The organism is Dellaglioa sp. CoH-55-MRSF-9 (genome assembly GCF_056782155.1).
Genome location: NZ_JBXAYG010000002.1, coordinates 147,896 through 166,431 on the forward strand (window position 1 = coordinate 147,896; position 18,536 = coordinate 166,431).

At 35.0% G+C, this 18,536-nt stretch carries 18 protein-coding genes; 1 reads left to right on the forward strand and 17 read right to left on the reverse strand.

From position 1 onward, the window contains the following. Nucleotides 1-10: 10 nt before the first annotated feature. The 5 genes from AC1RPV_RS02500 to AC1RPV_RS02520 form a co-directional block, all read right to left on the reverse strand. Nucleotides 11-1,285: a solute carrier family 23 protein gene (locus AC1RPV_RS02500; protein ID WP_481761310.1), complete on the reverse strand. Its 1,275-nt coding sequence runs from the start codon at nt 1,283-1,285 to the stop codon at nt 11-13. Nucleotides 1,286-1,421: 136 nt separating this feature from the next. Next, nucleotides 1,422-1,967: a bifunctional pyr operon transcriptional regulator/uracil phosphoribosyltransferase PyrR gene (gene pyrR, locus AC1RPV_RS02505; protein WP_481761309.1), complete on the reverse strand. Its 546-nt coding sequence runs from the start codon at nt 1,965-1,967 to the stop codon at nt 1,422-1,424. 146 nt (nt 1,968-2,113) lie between these two features. After that, nucleotides 2,114-3,019 carry an RluA family pseudouridine synthase gene (locus AC1RPV_RS02510; protein WP_409022551.1) on the reverse strand — a complete coding sequence of 302 codons (906 nt, stop codon included), beginning with the start codon at nt 3,017-3,019 and terminating at the stop codon, nt 2,114-2,116. Then, nucleotides 3,016-3,459, reverse strand: a complete 444-nt coding sequence (gene lspA, locus AC1RPV_RS02515; RefSeq protein WP_481761308.1) for a signal peptidase II — start codon at nt 3,457-3,459, stop codon at nt 3,016-3,018. The genes AC1RPV_RS02510 and lspA overlap by 4 nt, the downstream gene beginning before the upstream one ends. Before the next feature lie 22 nt (nt 3,460-3,481). Further along, nucleotides 3,482-5,140, reverse strand: a complete 1,659-nt coding sequence (locus tag AC1RPV_RS02520) for a formate--tetrahydrofolate ligase (protein WP_481761307.1) — start codon at nt 5,138-5,140, stop codon at nt 3,482-3,484. A gap of 137 nt (nt 5,141-5,277) precedes the next feature. On the opposite strand from AC1RPV_RS02520, the gene AC1RPV_RS02525 reads away from it, so the two are divergent. Then, nucleotides 5,278-5,484, forward strand: a complete 207-nt coding sequence (locus tag AC1RPV_RS02525; RefSeq protein WP_409022794.1) for a cold shock domain-containing protein — start codon at nt 5,278-5,280, stop codon at nt 5,482-5,484. A gap of 62 nt (nt 5,485-5,546) precedes the next feature. Here the strand turns inward: AC1RPV_RS02525 and purD are convergent, their stop codons facing one another. The 12 genes from purD to purE form a co-directional block, all read right to left on the reverse strand. Next, nucleotides 5,547-6,809, reverse strand: coding sequence for a phosphoribosylamine--glycine ligase (gene purD / locus AC1RPV_RS02530; RefSeq protein WP_481761306.1), 1,263 nt, complete (start codon nt 6,807-6,809; stop codon nt 5,547-5,549). A gap of 51 nt (nt 6,810-6,860) precedes the next feature. Then, nucleotides 6,861-8,399, reverse strand: coding sequence for a bifunctional phosphoribosylaminoimidazolecarboxamide formyltransferase/IMP cyclohydrolase (gene purH, locus AC1RPV_RS02535; RefSeq protein ID WP_481761305.1), 1,539 nt, complete (start codon nt 8,397-8,399; stop codon nt 6,861-6,863). Between the two features lie 4 nt (nt 8,400-8,403). Further along, entirely contained in the window at nt 8,404-8,982 is a 579-nt protein-coding gene (gene purN / locus AC1RPV_RS02540) for a phosphoribosylglycinamide formyltransferase (protein WP_481761304.1), read from the reverse strand. A gap of 1 nt (nt 8,983) precedes the next feature. Beyond that, nucleotides 8,984-10,018 carry a phosphoribosylformylglycinamidine cyclo-ligase gene (gene purM / locus AC1RPV_RS02545; RefSeq protein WP_481761303.1) on the reverse strand — a complete coding sequence of 345 codons (1,035 nt, stop codon included), beginning with the start codon at nt 10,016-10,018 and terminating at the stop codon, nt 8,984-8,986. 10 nt (nt 10,019-10,028) lie between these two features. Next, complete coding sequence (purF, locus tag AC1RPV_RS02550; RefSeq protein ID WP_481761302.1) at nt 10,029-11,459, reverse strand: amidophosphoribosyltransferase; 1,431 nt, start codon at nt 11,457-11,459, stop codon at nt 10,029-10,031. After that, entirely contained in the window at nt 11,444-13,666 is a 2,223-nt protein-coding gene (gene purL, locus AC1RPV_RS02555; protein ID WP_481761301.1) for a phosphoribosylformylglycinamidine synthase subunit PurL, read from the reverse strand. Before purL ends, purF begins: the two co-directional genes overlap by 16 nt. A 1-nt stretch (nt 13,667) precedes the next feature. After that, nucleotides 13,668-14,342: a phosphoribosylformylglycinamidine synthase subunit PurQ gene (gene purQ, locus AC1RPV_RS02560; RefSeq protein ID WP_481761300.1), complete on the reverse strand. Its 675-nt coding sequence runs from the start codon at nt 14,340-14,342 to the stop codon at nt 13,668-13,670. A 2-nt stretch (nt 14,343-14,344) separates the two neighbouring features. After that, nucleotides 14,345-14,596, reverse strand: coding sequence for a phosphoribosylformylglycinamidine synthase subunit PurS (gene purS / locus AC1RPV_RS02565; protein ID WP_409022561.1), 252 nt, complete (start codon nt 14,594-14,596; stop codon nt 14,345-14,347). Next, nucleotides 14,596-15,315: a phosphoribosylaminoimidazolesuccinocarboxamide synthase gene (purC, locus tag AC1RPV_RS02570; protein WP_481761407.1), complete on the reverse strand. Its 720-nt coding sequence runs from the start codon at nt 15,313-15,315 to the stop codon at nt 14,596-14,598. The genes purS and purC overlap by 1 nt, the downstream gene beginning before the upstream one ends. Before the next feature lie 200 nt (nt 15,316-15,515). Next, nucleotides 15,516-16,811, reverse strand: coding sequence for an adenylosuccinate lyase (gene purB, locus AC1RPV_RS02575; protein ID WP_481761299.1), 1,296 nt, complete (start codon nt 16,809-16,811; stop codon nt 15,516-15,518). 15 nt (nt 16,812-16,826) lie between these two features. Further along, nucleotides 16,827-17,948 (reverse strand): 5-(carboxyamino)imidazole ribonucleotide synthase, encoded by a 1,122-nt coding sequence (gene purK, locus AC1RPV_RS02580; RefSeq protein ID WP_481761298.1) that lies wholly within the window; start codon nt 17,946-17,948, stop codon nt 16,827-16,829. Then, nucleotides 17,941-18,426 carry a 5-(carboxyamino)imidazole ribonucleotide mutase gene (gene purE, locus AC1RPV_RS02585; RefSeq protein ID WP_481761297.1) on the reverse strand — a complete coding sequence of 162 codons (486 nt, stop codon included), beginning with the start codon at nt 18,424-18,426 and terminating at the stop codon, nt 17,941-17,943. The genes purK and purE overlap by 8 nt, the downstream gene beginning before the upstream one ends. Nucleotides 18,427-18,536: the final 110 nt, after the last annotated feature.

Consider the following 18,536-nt stretch of genomic DNA (forward strand, 5'->3'; position numbering starts at 1 on the left):
TCATCTCCTATTATTTTTCGCTTTTAGCTTCTTTAGGTAAAATAAGGTTTAGTGCAATACCTACTACTGTTGCAAGTGCAATACTTGTTAATTGTAAATCGCCTACTTTTAAGTACATGCCACCAATTCCTAACACTAGGATACTGGCAGTAATCATCAGATTATGCTTTTTATCATAATCAATTTGATTATCGATTAAGATTCTTAACCCACTTGAAGCAATAACACCAAAGAGTAGAAAACTAATACCACCAATAACTGGTCCTGGAATACTTTGAATCAAAGCACTAATTTTTCCAACGAAACTAAAGACAATGGCGAAGAATGCGGCGCCACCAATCACCCAAATACTATGAACCTTAGTCATGGCTAAAACACCAATATTTTCACCGTACGAAGTTGTTGGAGGACCTCCAACAAATCCAGCAATAATTGATGATACACCATCACCGAAAAGGGTTCTATTTAGTCCAGGATCCTTGAAAAAGTTTCTTTTCGTTAATTTATTTAAAACCATTATATGACCCATATGCTCAGTCATTGTGACAAATGCGATTGGTGCCATACCAATAATGGCGCTCCAATAAATTTTAGGTTGGTAATTTATAAATGCAACATCGAATGCAGGTAATGTAAGCCAATTTGCCTTTTCTACCGTAGAAAAATCAACGATTCCACATAAGACGGCCATAATGTAGCCACAGACAATTCCTAATAAAATGGGAATTAAACTAATGAATCCTTTAAGATACATATTGAAAAATATTGTAATGGCCAGGGTGAAGATTGCGACCCAAACATATTTAATATCATAAGTACCCGATTTTAACATCGCGTTACTTGCTGCTGTTGTTGCCATAGATAATCCGATGACCATGACAACTGGCCCCACGACAACTGGTGGTAAAATACGATCAAGCCAACCTGAACCAACTTTTCCGATAATAATTGAAACAATCAGATAAACTAATCCAGCTGCAATCGTTCCTTGAGCAACCGCCGGATAACCGGATGTTTTCATTAACATTTGCATAACCGCAATAAAAGCAAAACTTGAACCAAGGTAAGCTGGAATTTTACCATTTGTAATTCCGATATAAACCAAAGTACCTACACCTGAACTAAATAAAGCAATACTTGGGTTCAAACCGACTAGAATAGGTACTAAAACTGTTGCTCCAAACATCGTGAACAAATGTTGAATTGATAATCCCATCCATTGCCCAAATGATGGTCTATCATGGATATCAAGTACAGCATCATCATTTCTAAACTTTTCTTTCATTTTCTCATTTCCTTTCTATATAAAAAACGCACCTCTATAGAGAGATGCGTTCGAAGTTGAAATCTAGTTTGGGCCTACGTTATTCCCTAATAGATTTCTAAATCGTTTGCTCTCTCTGGAACATCTTAACGATTTATTATTTAATTCTTTCAATTTCAATTGAGTCTTTGCCATCAATTTCTTCTACTGAAACTGATACTTGTTCATCTGACGAGGTAGGAATATTTTTCCCAACATAATCAGCTCTTATTGGTAATTCTCTATGGCCTCGATCAACAAGAACGGCTAAATTAATAGTTTGAGGTCTTCCTTGATCCATTAAAGCATCAAGTGCAGCTCTAATTGTACGTCCAGTATATAAAACATCATCAATTAATATAACTTGCTTACCTGTAATATCAAAATCAATTTGTTCACCTTGCGTATTAACAGTTGGTTCATTACCTAAACTTGCATCATGTCGGTCATCACGATAAAGTGCAATATCTAGTGAACCCACTGAAACATCAGCACCTTCAAGTTGTTTTAAGCGATCCGCAATTCGTCTTGCTAAATAGATGCCTCTTGTTTTGATTCCAATCAGTACCAGATTATCAATACCTTTATTCTTTTCAATAATTTCGTATGTCATTCTGGTTAAAGCACGTTTCATACCTAACGAATCTACTACTTCTTTTGCCATCTAGTATTCCTCCTTTTTTCCAATAAAAAAGCCCCCTAATCTAAAAATACTTAGACTAAGAGGCAGACTTCTAGAAAAGAAATCTATTCGCACATTACCTTTTAGTCTCACAGGACTATTTTAAAGGAACTTTATTGATTTTCATGTTACCTGATAGCGTTTGTTTTGTCAAGATAATCCAGCGTACTTTTAAAAATAGGTGGGATTGGTACTTCAAAAATAAGCTCTTTACCCGTTGTTGGATGCTTAAATCCAAGCTTAGCTGCATGTAAAAATTGACCATGCCCTTTAATTGTTTTACGTGACCCATATAAGGGATCACCTACAACTGGGTGCCCAATATATTGCATGTGAACACGAATTTGATGTGTACGACCTGTTTCTAACTGACACTTAATAAGTGAGTAGTTTTCATAATTTTTTTCCACTTTAAAATGTGTCACTGCTGGACGTCCATCTTTAACAACCGCTTGCTTCATACGATCTTTTGGTGAACGACCGAGTGGTGCTTTAATAATTCCTGATTCTTCTTTAATCGGTTGGTGTACTAAAGCAATATATTCACGAATATTCGTTTTTGCTTTCAATTGAGCAGCTAATGATTGATGTGCTTTATCATTTTTAGCAACCATTAAAAGTCCAGAAGTATCCTTATCAATTCGATGAACAATTCCTGGTCTAAAGGCACCATTAATTGTTGATAAAGGACTATGGAATAATAATGCATTAACTAATGTACCATCTGCATGCCCCGGTGATGGATGAACAACCATACCTTGCGGTTTATTCACAACAATAACATCATCATCTTCATAAACAATGTCTAATGGGATATCTTGTGGTATTAAATCTAACTCAACTGGTTCAGGTTCTACTAAATTAATTTTATCTCCTGGTTGGACGGCATATTTAGTCTTTTCTGTTTTACCATTAACTAAAATATCGCCACTTTCAATCCAGCGTTGTACTTTTGATCTAGATATTTCAGGCATTAACTTCGCAATAACCTTATCGAGACGTCCTGTCTCATCTTGAATTACTAATTCTGTCATTTATCGTCTTCCTTTAAAACAATTATTAATAAAATGATAACGCCAACTGTTAACGCAGTATCCGCCACGTTAAAAATTGGAAAGTTAACAAAATCTGTTTGAAACATATCAACAACATAACCAAATCTCAATCGATCAATAAAGTTGCCTAATGTTCCAGCAATCATCAATGTAATGCTGAACTTATAGCCCATGTTTGTTCTATATTTATAAAAGTAATAAATCATTAATCCTAATGCTAAAACAGAAACAATAAAAAAGAACCATTGTTTTCCAGCCAGTAAACTCCAAGCTGCACCATCGTTTCTAATATTAGCAATCGATAAAAAATTAGGTATAACTGTTTGACTCGTGTTCAACGCAATATTAGCTGAAACCACGTATTTCACTACTTGATCTACAACTAAAATAATTATTGCTAATAATGCATATAAAATCATATTAAATCCTCTTAATTCTTAATTAATATAACCCTGAAATTAGGCCATTATCGTCAATATCCATATGATTTGCAGCTGGATCTTTAGGTAATCCAGGCATCGTTAGGACATTTCCAGTTAGTGCAACTAAGAAACGCGATCCTAATTTAGGATTAAATTCACGTATATGAATTGTAAATTCCGTAGGTGCTCCTAACAGTTTAGCATTATCTGACAATGAATACTGTGTTTTTGCCATACAAATAGGTAATTTATCCCATCCCAATTCTTTAAACTGACGTAATTGCTGTTTTGCTTTAGGTGCATATTCAACTTTAGCGCCACCATAAATCGTTTTAACAATTTTTTCAATTTTAGTTTCAGCAGAATCATCAGCCTCGTACAATGCTTTAAATTCATGAATCTCATTCGTTGTTTCAATCACCTTTTTTGCTAAATCAAGAGCACCGGCACCACCTTGTCCCCAAACATCTGCAGGTATAGCGGAAACACCAATTTCAGAGGTAAGTTCAATCAAAGTTTGGACTTCAAGATCTGTATCAGCAGTAAACTTGTTAATAGCAACAACAACTGGAATGCCATAACGCTGCATACTTTCAACATGCTTCTTTAAATTAACAAATCCTGCTTTTAAAGCAGCAACATTTTCAGTATTCAATTCAGTTTTAGCAACTCCGCCATGCATTTTCAAAGCGCGGATTGTAGCAACAAGAACAATTGTATCAGGTGTCTTACCTAAGATTGGTGTTTTGATATCAAGAAATTTTTCAGCACCTAAGTCAGCCCCAAATCCCGCTTCCGTAATTGCATAGTCGCCCAATTGTAAGGCAGTTTGTGTTGCAAGAACACTATTACAGCCATGTGCGATATTAGCAAAAGGTCCGCCGTGAATAATGGCAGGTGTATGCTCTAAAGTCTGAACTAAATTAGGTTTAATTGCATCTTTTAATAACAAACTAATTGCACCAGTTACACCTAAATCAGCAACTGTAATTGGTTTTTTATCTATATTGTATGCTACAACAATATCACTGATTCTTGATTTTAGATCTTTAATATCTTTTGACAAACACAAAATAGCCATTAATTCACTGGCAACTGTAATATCAAATCCATCTTCTCTAGGTATCCCTTGCATTGGGCCACCAAGGCCTACTACAACATGGCGTAATGCACGATCGTTAATATCAAGTACTCGTTTCCAAATGATACGTCTTTGATCAATTTTTAAATCGTTACCTTGCTGAATATGATTATCAATCAAAGCAGCAAGTGTATTATTTGCAGTTGTTAAAGCATGCATATCACCTGTAAAGTGTAAATTAATATCTTCCATTGGGACAACTTGAGAATAACCACCACCAGTTGCGCCACCCTTCATCCCCATAACAGGACCTAAAGAAGGTTCTCTGAGAGCAATCATAACTTTCTCATTCAAACGATGCATAGCATCCCCTAAACCAACTGTTACGGTTGATTTACCTTCTCCAGCTGGAGTGGGACTAATTGCTGTAACGAGAATTAACTTAGAATTTTTATTTTTAGGTAAATCTAAAGGTAAGTTTATTTTTGCCTTAAAATTACCATATGGTTCAATATCAGTTTTTTTCAAACCAATCTCGTTAGCTACTTCTTCGATTGGTTTCATCACGTTTTTTTGTGCAATTTCTATATCGTTCAAATTGATCATCCCTTCATATTAAGTTCTTTTAAGTATAACTGAGAAAACTGCGATTGTCATTAGTTGCACTACTGGTTAAAGTTACCTATACTGTAGAAGTACTTAAACTTTACGACCAATTTTGGGAGGCGTTTGATATGGAATCTGGCATTGTTGAATGGTTTAGCGCACAAAAAGGTTATGGATTCATTGCTTATGGTGATGAAAAAGAGATATTTGTCCATTATACCGCTATACAATCTGACGCATTTAAAGTACTTGGAACTGGTCAAAATGTAACATTTGAAATTAAAGAAGGTAGCCGTGGTTTACAGGCCGCAAATGTTTCAATTGTCACTAATTAATCTGTCATAAACTCATAAAACGTTCATGCTTACTTGTACTATAAGTAAACATGAACGTTTTTTTATTTTAGATTCGCCCTATAACCAATATCCATTCTGTAAAATGTTTTGTGTGCTTCAAAATCAGCAATTAACTGATAAAGTTTCTGTTGTGCATCTGCCATGTCTACGCCTGATTCATGCATAATATAAATGCGTCCACCTGCACTAACTAATTTCTTATCAACTAATTTTACACCTGCAAAATCAATTCTGTTGGAAAGTGACTTAAAGTCACTTAAATTGGGTAATGTAATATTTTTTTCAGGATTTTCTGGATACCCATCAGCGGCAATAACGACACCTAGAGTGATTCCCTCTGTTTCCCATTGTAAAGATGGACTTTCATGCTGCAATAATTTTGAAATAACTAATGCAAAATCCGTTTTTAATCTTGGTAATACGACTTCAGTTTCGGGGTCGCCAAACCGAACATTGTATTCAATTACTTTTGGACCGTCTTTAGTTAAAATTACTCCCACATATAAAATACCTGTGAATGGAATACCACGTTTCATCATTTCATCCGCTGTTGGCTGAACAATTTTTTCAATTGATTCCGTAACAACATCTTCTGAAATTTGTGGAACTGGACAATATGCGCCCATTCCGCCGGTATTAGGACCATTATCTCCCTCAAATGCCCGTTTATGGTCTTGAGAAATTGGCATCGGATAAACTTTATCTCGATCAATAAATGCCATCAATGAAAATTCTTCACCCTCAAGGTACTCTTCAATTAATACTTCTGTTGTATTAAATTGTTGTTGGACTAAAAATGAACGCAAAGCATCAGTTGCTTCTGATAGATCTTGAGCAATAATAACGCCCTTACCACCAGCTAATCCATTTGCTTTAATAACTATTGGGAATGATTGGTGCGTCATATAATCTAATGCAGTCTGGTAATCGGTAAATGTCTGATAGTTAGCTGTCGGGATATTGGCTGACGCCATAACTTGTTTCGCAAATTCCTTTGACCCCTCTAACTGGGCAGCGGCTTTTGAAGGCCCATATATAACTAGGTTTTCTTCACGAAAAAAATCAGTTATGCCATCTATCAGTGGAATTTCTGGTCCAACAAAAGTCCAATCAATGTCATTTTCACGGACAAAGGTTGTCATGCCAATCCAATTAGTGATATCAATACCCACAGATTTAATCCCGTTGTTATTCATCCCAGGGTTTCCGGGTAAACAGTAAACATCTGAGACAGTATCACTTTCAATAAATTTACGTGCGATGGCATGTTCACGTCCGCCAGAACCAATAACTAAAATTTTCATTATTTAAAATAATCCTTTCATAGGTTAAAAAGATAGACTCATTTTAACAATTTAATGTTTGAAATGACGACGGCCACTAAATACCATAGCAATATTTTTGCGATTAGCCATATCAATTGACTCTTGGTCTTTAATTGACCCTCCCGGTTGAATAATTGCCGTAATACCATGATCAGCAGCATATTCAACACTATCATCCATTGGGAAGTAAGCATCTGAAGCTAAGACAAATGGTTCTACCATCCCATGTTCTAGTGCTTGCTCTAACGCAATTTTAACCGATCCGACACGGTTCATTTGACCCGCACCAATTCCAAGTGTTTGATCCTTAGTTGCAATTACAATCGCATTACTCTTAACATGCTTCACAATTCTTTGAGCGAATAATATTGCTTCTTTTTCATCACTTGTTGGTAATTTTTCAGTTACCGTTTTTAATTCTTCCATTTGGTCAATGACTTGATCACGTTCTTGAACAAGTAAGCCACCCATCACTGAGACATATTCATATTTATCAGCTTGGTCCTTTTGACTGAAATCAATTGTCATAACACGAAGATTTTTCTTCTTAGCTAAAATATCATATGCAGCATCTGTGAAGTTTGGTGCGATAATAATTTCAAGGAATAAATGATGTAATTCAGTTGCTGTTTCTAAATCAACTTCACGATTTAAGGCAATAATGCCTCCGAAAATTGACGTTTTATCAGCATCAAATGCTTTTTTCCATGCAGCATTAATCGTTTCTCCAGTACCAACCCCACAAGGATTCATATGTTTCATCGCAACGACAGCAGGTTGCTTAAATTCTGAGACAACTTTTAAAGCAGCGTCGGCATCTTTAATATTGTTATACGATAACTCTTTACCATGTAATTGTTTAGCGGCAGCAATCGAAAAAGCATTTGGTAAAGCTGATTGATAGAAAGCCGCTTTTTGATGTGCATTTTCACCATAACGCATTCCTTGTTTGAAATCATATGTTAATGACAATTTTTCAGGAAATTCAATTTCTAATTCTTTTGTTAAATAAGATGATATTAAAGTATCATATGCAGCCGTGTGTCTAAACGCTTTAGCTGCTAATTGTCGACGAAACTGATTATCCATTTTATCATCATCGAGTTTATCTAAAACAGACGGATAATCAGCTTTATCGACAACAACATAAACAGATTCAAAATTTTTGGCAGCAGAACGCAACATTGAAGGCCCACCAATATCGATTTGCTCAATAGCTTCTGACTCAGTAATACCAGGTTTTTCAATCGTTTCTTTAAAGGGATATAAGTTTACACAAACTAAATCGATTAAGGCAATATGTTCTTCTTCTAATTTAGCCATATGAGCTGGATTGTCACGCCTTGCTAATAACCCACCATGAATCATTGGGTGTAATGTTTTAACTCGTCCATCAAGCATTTCTGGAAAGTGAGTCACATCTTCAATTCTAATTACAGCGATATCGGCATCCTTTAAAATATTAAACGTACCACCAGTTGAAATAATTTCAAATCCACGTTTGATTAATCCCTGAGCGAAGTCTGCAACACCAGTTTTATCAGATACACTTATCAAAGCTCTTTTCATCTTATTAATCTCCCTTTTTATTGTTTAATAAATTTAGAATCACCTTTGGATATAGTTGGTGTTCAACATCATGAATCTTACTTTCCAATTGTTCAAGTGTTTCATTTGGTAAAATAGGAATACTTTGTTGCGCTATAATTGGCCCCGTATCAACACCTTCGTCAATGTAGTGTATCGTCACACCAGTTACACTAACACCTGCCTTATACGCATCCTCAATTCCATGAATACCTGGAAAAAGGGGTAACATTGCGGGATGAATATTAATAATTTCCATCGGATACTTACTCAATAATGTACTTGTAATCACACGCATATAACCCGCCAATAAAATGGTGTCGATTTGATACTTAGCTAATTCATTAACAATCACTTGTTCATAATGACTACGATTTTCAAAGTCTTTAGGTTGAATAATAAAGGTTGGAATTCCTCTACGTGCTGCCTTTTTAATGACAGCCGCTTTTGGTCGATCACAAACTAAAACTTCAATTTCTAATCCTGCATCTTTTAATGCCTGATTATCTGCAATAAATTCAAAATTAGAACCGGTCCCTGATGCAAAAATTGCTACTTTGACCATTTTATTTACCTACCAATTCGACCGTTTGATCAGTATTTTTAATTTCTATACTGCCTATTTCATAAGCGTGTACAGTTTCTTTATTTAATTGTGTCAGCACCTGTTCAACGTTAGCTTTATCAACAGCCAAAACCATTCCAATACCCATATTAAAAATTTCATACATCTCTGAATGGGGTATCTCACCGTATCTAGAGATGGCATCAAAAATTGGTAGTACTGGCCATAATCCTAGATTAATTGTTGCTTTTAGCCCTTCTGGTAACATTCTTGGTATATTTTCAATAAAGCCACCACCTGTAATATGTGCTGCGCCTTTAATCAAATTATCTTGAAATAAAGGAATCAGATCATCTACATAAATTTTTGTTGGTGTCATTAATATTTCAGCAAGTGATTCATTAGGTATTTCTGGTAAAGCTTCATCTAAATTAAAAGCCATGTCTTCAAGAAATATCTTTCTAACAAGTGAGAATCCATTTGAATGAATACCGGTTGACGAAATTCCAATTAAAATGTCATTTTCTTGAATTGAATGACCATCTATTAATTGACTTTTTTCAACAACACCAACCGCAAATCCGGCCATATCATAATGTGTTTTTTGATACATCCCTGGCATTTCAGCTGTTTCACCACCAATAAGATTCATATGTGCTGTTTGACATCCTTTAATTACCCCAGAAATAATACTTTCAATTTTTTGAGGTTCAGTTTTGCCAGTCGCTAAGTAGTCCAAAAAGTATAGAGGCGTTGCACCCTGAGCAACAATGTCATTAACACACATAGCCACACAATCAATCCCAATTGTGTCATGTCGATTTGTTTCAAAGGCAACCATCAATTTGGTGCCAACGCCATCAGTACCTGAAACCATAAGTGGCTCTATAATACCTAATCGACTGAGATCAAAGAGTCCTCCAAATCCACCAACTGAACTTGTTTCATTTACCAGTGACATTTGTTTATTAATTCGATTAACGACGTCATACCCTGCATTCACATCAACACCCGATTTTTGATAAGCATTTACCATTTTGAAGTCCTCACTTTTCTGTCGTTAAGTTTGCTAAATACTCATCCTCGTAATCATATAATGGCGTTGGATAATCACCATTAAAGTAAGCCATACATAGTCCTGAATATGGGGCATCTAAATTCAAACCAATTGAAGCAATTAATCCAGCTTCACTTAGAAATGCTAATGAGTCTGCCCCAATAATAGCCTTCATTTCTTCAATTGATTTATTTGCGGCAATTAATTCAGATTGCTTTTGAATATCAATCCCATAAAAACAAGGGTATTTAAGAGGTGGTGACGCAATTCGCAAATGAACTTCAGCAGCTCCAGCTTCTTTTAACAATCTAACAATGTGTTTACTCGTTGTCCCCCGAACAATTGAATCATCGACTAAAATAATCTTTTTACCCTTAACCACGCTTTTAACAGCTGATAATTTCATTCGCACCCCTTGTTCTCTAAGTCTTTGGGTGGGTTGAATAAAGGTCCGGCCAATATATTGATTTTTAACTAATCCCATTTCATAAGGAATGCCACTTTCTTCTGCATAACCACTAGCTGCAGACAATGAGGAATTTGGTACACCAATAACCATATCTGCATCAATACCCGTTTCTCGTGCTAGTTTGCGACCCATTCTTTTACGAGCAGAATGGACATTAATCCCACAAATATCCGAATCCGGTCTTGCAAAATAAATATATTCCATTGAACAAATTGACATTTTAGTTTCAGTTGTATAAACGTCAATTGATAGCCCTTCGTCAGTAATAGTGACGATTTCACCAGGGTTCACATCGCGAACGAATTCTGCCCCAACAGAATCTAAAGCACAGGTTTCACTTGCAACGACGTAAGCACCATTTACCATTTGACCAATAGATAGTGGTCTAAATCCATTTGGATCAAGTGCCGCAATCATGTAGTTTGACGTCATTAATAAGTAAGCAAACCCACCATGTACTTGATTTAATGCGTCTTTAACCTGTTCATGCAAAGTGTCTTGTGATGAACGACGAATTAAGTGCATCAAAACCTCTGAATCCGAACTTGATTTGAAAATAGCCCCATCTTGCTCTAACTCATTTCTAAGCGTTACCGCATTAGTTAAATTACCATTATGGGCTAAGGCAAACTGTGTATCGTAAAAATCAAATAAAAATGGCTGAATGTTATCAATTCCGTTACTACCGGCCGTTGCATAACGTACATGTCCAATAGCTGCATTACCGGTTAATTTTTTTATTTTTTCAGGATTTCTAAAAACATCTGATAGTAATCCTAATCCTCTATAACCAATTAGTTTACCTTCATCATTTGATACAATTCCTGCACCTTCTTGGCCGCGATGTTGTAAACTATGCAGACCAAAATAGGTAATCTGATTTGCATCTTCATTTCCCCAAACACCAAAAACACCACATTCTTCATTTAAACTTCTTATTTCATTAGGCACGGAATTGCATCCTCCCAAACTTGTTTGGCTTCAGAAGTTGTAAGAGTTATCTTACTCCCTTTTGTCGTCACGTTAATTAATTGGTCTGCTGTAACACAGCCAATTTTTTCAGCAGTTTGATTCATTAAATTTTCAAAATCTGTCTTATTTTCTGATTTAATCGATAAAATGAATCGCGATTGTGATTCTGAGAAAAGTTGTGCATCTGTCATATTTACATTAATATCAATACCTAAATCGTTTTTAAATACGGATTCACTTAAAGCAACGGCTAGACCACCTTCAGATAAATCATGTGCACTTTCGACTAAACCAGATTCGATAGCTTCTAAAACAAACGCTTGGTTACTTTGTTCAGTCTTTAAATCAAAATGTTTAATATCTCCGGAAATCTCGTTAGTAGTCATTTTCTGAATTTCTGAACCATTAAAATCATTATAAGTTGTACCCACTAAATAAATTAAATCATTAGCATGTTTAAAATCTTGCGTTGTTATATTTTTAACATCTTTAATTAAACCAACCATTCCAATCATTGGCGTTGGATAAATGGCTTGTTCATTAAATTCATTATATAAAGAGACATTACCAGAAATAACAGGTGTATTAAATAAGTCACATGCTTCAGAAATACCGATAGCACTTTGATCAAATTCCCAAAAAATTTCTGGATTTTCAGGACGTCCATAATTTAAGCAATCTGTAATAGCGAGTGGTTGTCCACCAGATGCAACTATGTTACGCGCTGCTTCAGAAACAGCAATTTGACCACCAACCTTAGGATTCAAGTAAATATAACGCGCATTACAATCTGTTGTCATTGCGAGTGCCTTATTAGTTTCTCTAATTCGAATAACACCTGCATCACTACCAGGTCTAACCACTGTATTGACTTTAACTTGAGAATCGTACGTTTCGTACAATGATTTTTTGGATGCGATTGTTGGTTGTTGTAACAAATCTAACCAAGTTTGCTTCGTATTTTCTATTTCAGGTATAAAATCAGACTGCGCTTTAAATTTGCTGATTCTTGCAGGTTCTTTTTGTTCCTTATGATAGACTGGTGCATCACTTGCTAAAGAATCAACGGGAATATTAGCAACAATTTTTCCCTCATGTATTAAAACATAATCCGTATTTTCTGTTACATACCCGATATTAACGGCTTCTAAATCATATTTTTTAAATAAATTGATAACTTTAGTTTCAAATTCAGGTTTAATACAAAGAACCATCCGTTCTTGAGATTCAGATAACATCATTTCGTAAGCAGACATATTAGTTTCACGTTGTGGAACGTTATCTAAATCAAGTACCATCCCTGATTTAGCTTTCGAGGCCATTTCAGCAGTTGACGAAACTAATCCAGCAGCTCCCATATCTTGAATACCAACTAACCAGTCTGGATGATCTAGAATAAGTTCGAGACAAGCATCCATTAATAATTTTTCCATGAATGGATCACCAACTTGAACAGCTGAACGCTGTGTTTCTTTATCATCAGCAAATTCATCAGAAGCAAACGTTGCCCCATGAATACCATCACGACCCGTTTTAGCACCAACATAAATAACTAGATTTCCATCACCTTTTGCCTGGCCTTTTTGAATATTTTTATGATCAATCAGTCCAACACACATTGCATTTACTAGTGGGTTACCCTCATAACAAGGATCAAATCCTATTTCTCCACCAACAGTTGGAATACCAATACAGTTACCGTATCCTCCGATACCAGCTACAATTTCTGAAACAAGATACTTAGTGTGCTCATTATCTAGTTCACCGAAACGTAAACTGTCAAGAAGTGCAATAGGTGTTGCCCCCATTGAAAAAATATCTCTGATAATACCGCCGACACCTGTTGCGGCACCTTCATAGGGTTCAACAGCTGAGGGATGATTATGGCTTTCAGCTTTAAATACAACTGCTTTACCATCACCAATATCAATAACACCAGCACCTTCTCCAGGTCCTTGTAAAACTTGCGGCCCAGAATTTGGAAAATGTTTTAAAACGGGGCGGGAATTTTTGTAAGAACAATGCTCACTCCACATTACTGAAAATAAACCAGTTTCAGTATAGTTAGGTTGACGACTTAAAATATCATCTTTAATTAACTTATATTCTGAATCAGTTAATCCCCAATTTTGATATAATTTGGTATCTTCAATTATTTGTGCCGTCGGTTCTTGTTTTGTAACCAAATTAACCCACTCCCTCTGTGTATGTCGTTAACATCGATTTAAATAAATTTAGGCCGTCCGTTGAACCGAGCAATGCTTCAATAGCACGTTCTGGATGCGGCATCATACCAAGTACATTTCCACGCTCATTAATAATTCCAGCAATATTATCAATACTTCCATTTGGGTTATCTTGATATCTAAAAATAATTTGATTATTTTTCTTAAGAGAAGCTAATGTTTCATCATCACAATAATAATTACCCTCGCCATGAGCAATTGGTAATTCAATTGTCGTTTGCGTTTTATAATCAGTTGTAAAACGCGTTTGATTATTAACAATTTCCAAAGTAACTGGCTTACAAATAAATTTAATATTTTTATTTTGAATTAATGCACCTGGAAGTAGTTGCATTTCCGTTAACATTTGAAATCCATTACAGGTTCCAAACACTAGTTTACCTTCATCCGCAAAACGTCTCACTTCATTCATAATGGGTGATAAACTGGCAATTGCCCCACTTCTTAAGTAATCGCCGTATGAAAATCCACCTGGAAGTAATACACCATCAAAACCATCAAGAGATTCCTCTGTATACGACACAAACTCAGCTTGTTCATGTAAACCATCCCGAATAGCGTGAAGTAAATCATAATCACAATTTGAACCAGGAAATACAACAACTGCAAATTTCATGATTAAGCCTCCACTTTTTCAAGTTCGTAACGATATTGCTCCATATTTGGATTAGCTAATAATTTATCACAAATCGCATCAATTTTTTGGTCTATCTCTAATTCAGTTGCTTCAACCTTTAACACAAAATATTTACCAACTCGAACGTCACTAACACCTGAGAATCCTAATCGGTTAATCGCTTCATTAACAGCTTGACCTTGCGGATCTAAAACTGATTCTTTATATGTAACGTAAACTTTTACACTATACATTATTTGACCTCATTTCGATTTTTTAGTCGGTTTAAAACATCTTGATATACTGGAATAATGCTACCTTGGTTTTTTCTGAAAATATCCTTATCTAATGATTTATGTGTCTTCGAATCCCATAAACGTGCATTATCAGGTGAAAATTCATCTGCCAAAATAAGTTCCCCATGATACCGACCGAATTCAAGTTTAAAATCAATTAAATCAATATTGATGTCTTTAAATAATTTATACAGTAGCTGATTAATATGAAGGACTTGTTTCTTTATTTCGTCCATTTCTATTTTAGTCGCAAAATTTAACGCAAAAATTTGTGACTCATTTATTCCAGGATCGTCTAGAGCATCATTCTTATAATAGTATTCAATAACAGGAACTGTTAATTTAGTTCCTTCAACTTGATCAAATTTACGAGCAAAACTACCTGCAATAGTATTTCGTAAAACAACTTCAATTGGAATTATTTCAACTTTTTTAACTAATTGTTCGGTTTTAGAAACATCTTCAATGAAATGTGTTTTAATACCGTTTGCCATTAAATAAGAAAAAATAATATCAGATATTTGATGGCTTAATAATCCCTTACCTAATATTTCTTCTTTCCGTTTACCATTAAGTGCGGTAGCTTGGTTTTTGTATACCATTCTTAATACTTCTTCATCATTAGTTTGATAAACATCTTTAGCTTTTCCTTCGTAAATCAATTGATCCAAGCGAATAGCCCCCTTAAGAATAAAAACATATAAAAATATACTTTTTAACTAAATAGTTCGTTCTTTACAAATATAGTTTAACAATTACTATATAATTTATCAAGGTAAAATACGATTATTTTTATATTTTTTTAATTTAAAGTTCGTATTATGGCAAACAAAAAACCATAAAGCTATTAAAATAACTTTATGGTTTACATATTTCTTTAAATGAGACCAATTCGTTCGAAAATAGCATCAACATTTCTAATATGATAATGATAATCAAAAGCATCATCTAAGTCTGCTTGAGTTAATGCAGACATTATTTGTTCATCTGCTTCTAATAAGGGACGGAACTGTATTTGTTGATCCCAAGAGATTGCCGTCTTAGGTTGAATTAAATCATATGCAGCCTCTCTAGACATGCCACTATCAATTAATTTAAGTAAAACTCTTTGGCTGTAAATAAGACCAAAAGTACGGTCCATATTTTTTTTCATATTTTCCGGAAATACTGTTAATTCTTTAACTATTTTTGTAAAGCGACGTAGCATGTAATCTAATAAAATAGTTGTATCGGGTAATATAATACGTTCTGCAGAGCTATGTGAAATATCTCGTTCATGCCATAATGTAACATCTTCGAAGGCAGTGACCATATGTCCTCGAATGACACGCGCTAACCCTGTAATATTTTCTGAACCAATTGGATTACGTTTATGTGGCATAGCTGATGAACCTTTTTGGCCTTTAGCGAAATATTCTTCAACTTCTCGTGTCTCACTTTTTTGTAATCCACGAATTTCTGTTGCCATTTTTTCAATCGATGTTGCAAGAAGAGCCATCTCAGAAACATAATTAGCATGTAAATCTCGTGGTAAGACTTGTGTCGATATTTCTTGAGGTCTAATTCCAAGATGCTCACAAACATAAGTTTCCACAAACATTGGGATATTGGCAAATGTTCCTACAGCACCACTAATTTTTCCAGCTTCAACATCTAATGCTGCATCATTAAAACGAATTTGATGACGTTTCATTTCAGAATACCACAATGCAATTTTCAATCCAAATGTTGTTGGTTCAGCATGTACACCGTGTGTTCTACCCATCATAACAGTATCTTTATATTCAACTGCTTTATCAGCTAAAACAGCCATAAATTCTTCAATATCCTTACGCAAAATTTCATTAGCCTGTTTTAAAATAGATCCATACGCTGTATCAACTACATCTGTAGAAGTTAATCCATAATGAACCCACTTACGTTCTTCCCCTAGAGATTCTGAGACAGCTCTTGTAAAGGCAACGACATCATGCTTTGTTTCTTGTTCAATTTCTAAAATACGATCAATATCAAAACTAGCATTTTTACGAATTTTTTCAGCGTCTTCTGCTGGAACATGGCCTAGTTCAACCCAAGCCTCACTAGCTAATGTTTCAACTTCTAACCAAGCTTTATATTTATTTTCATCTGACCATATGGCACCCATCTCAGCATTTGTATAACGATCAATCATTTTTATCTTCCTCTCTTAATCCCAAATTTTCGTTTGATATACATCAATTTTAGCTTGCTCAATATTATCGGTTAATATCGTTACATGACCCATCTTACGATCTTGTTTTGCTTCATTTTTACCATAAAAATGAAACCGCCATTGACCTTCATTTTGAATTTCATTTAATACTGACTGGACATGTTGTCCCAAAATATTAATCATAATAGCATGACTTAACAACTGTGGTTTTAACATTGGTAAATTACAAATTCCTCTAATATGCGCTTCAAATTGTGATAAGGAACAGGCCTCAATTGTTAAATGTCCGGAATTATGTGGTCTAGGTGCAATTTCATTAACATAAACGCCACCTGAATCTGAAACAAAAAATTCAATCCCCATTGTTCCAACAGACAAACAATCATCAGCAATTTGACTTGCAATAATTTCAACTTCTTTTCTTGTCTCAATCGATAAACGACTCGGACAAGAACTCTCATGTAAAATATTATGACGATGTTGATTTTCGATAATCGGAAAAATACTTTGTTGGCCTAATTCATTTCTAGCAATGATAACGGAAACTTCACGATCAAACTGAACAAAGCCTTCTAACACGCATGTTCTATTTTGAATCAATTTTCCCGCTTCAATCAAATCAGCACTTGTCTTTAAAATAACTTGTCCTTTACCATCATATCCGCCACGAATCGTTTTTAAAATTGATGGGTACCCAGTTATTTTAATGGCATTTTCTAAATCATCAAAACTTTGTATTAATTTAAATGGTGCGATTGGATAATTATGAGCTTCCAAAAATTGTTTCTCACTAATTCTATCTTGTGAAATACGCAGTGCAGTCGACCCTTGTGGAACATAGCAATATTGCTTTGCTGCATCAATCGTATCAGCATCTACATTTTCAAACTCAAACGTTAGTACATCACACATTTTTGCAAGATTTAAAATAGCAATCTCATCGTCATAATCTGCAATCACTTGTTTGTCCGCAACCTGAGCAGCTGGGCAATCTTTTTGCGGATCTAATATAATCACACGATAACCCATTTCTTTTGCAGACGTTGTCATCATTTGTCCTAGCTGACCACCACCAATAATACCAATTGTTTGTCCTGGTAATATCCTTTTAATCAAGTAAATCACTACTTTCCAAAGATTTTTGATGGAGTGATAATTGATATGACTTTAAATTATCTTTTATAGTTGAATCACTTAAGGCACAAATTTTTGCGGCAAAGATGCCGGCATTTGTTGCACCTGCTTTACCAATTGCCATAGTTGCTACGGGTGTTCCCGCAGGCATCTGAACAATTGACAGTAAAGAGTCTATTCCATTTAGCGCATGGGACTGCACCGGAACGCCTACTACAGGGATGACGGTTGAAGCTGCAATCATTCCTGGTAAATGTGCGGCACCACCCGCACCAGCAATAATAACTTCATACCCATTTTTATCCGCACTTTCTGCAAATTTAATCATTTCTATTGGCATTCGATGTGCCGAAATAACTTTTTTATCATACTCAATATCAAGTTCATCTAATAAATTAGCCGTAAATTTCATTGTGGTCCAGTCGGAAATCGATCCCATTACAATTGCTATCTTTGCCATTCGATTACCTCCAAATTTAATAAACCTATTCTATCAACAACTCAGCGTTGTGTCAAAGCAAAAAAAGGACGAAATTAAAAAATTAATAAAAATAGTTCGTATTTTAATGG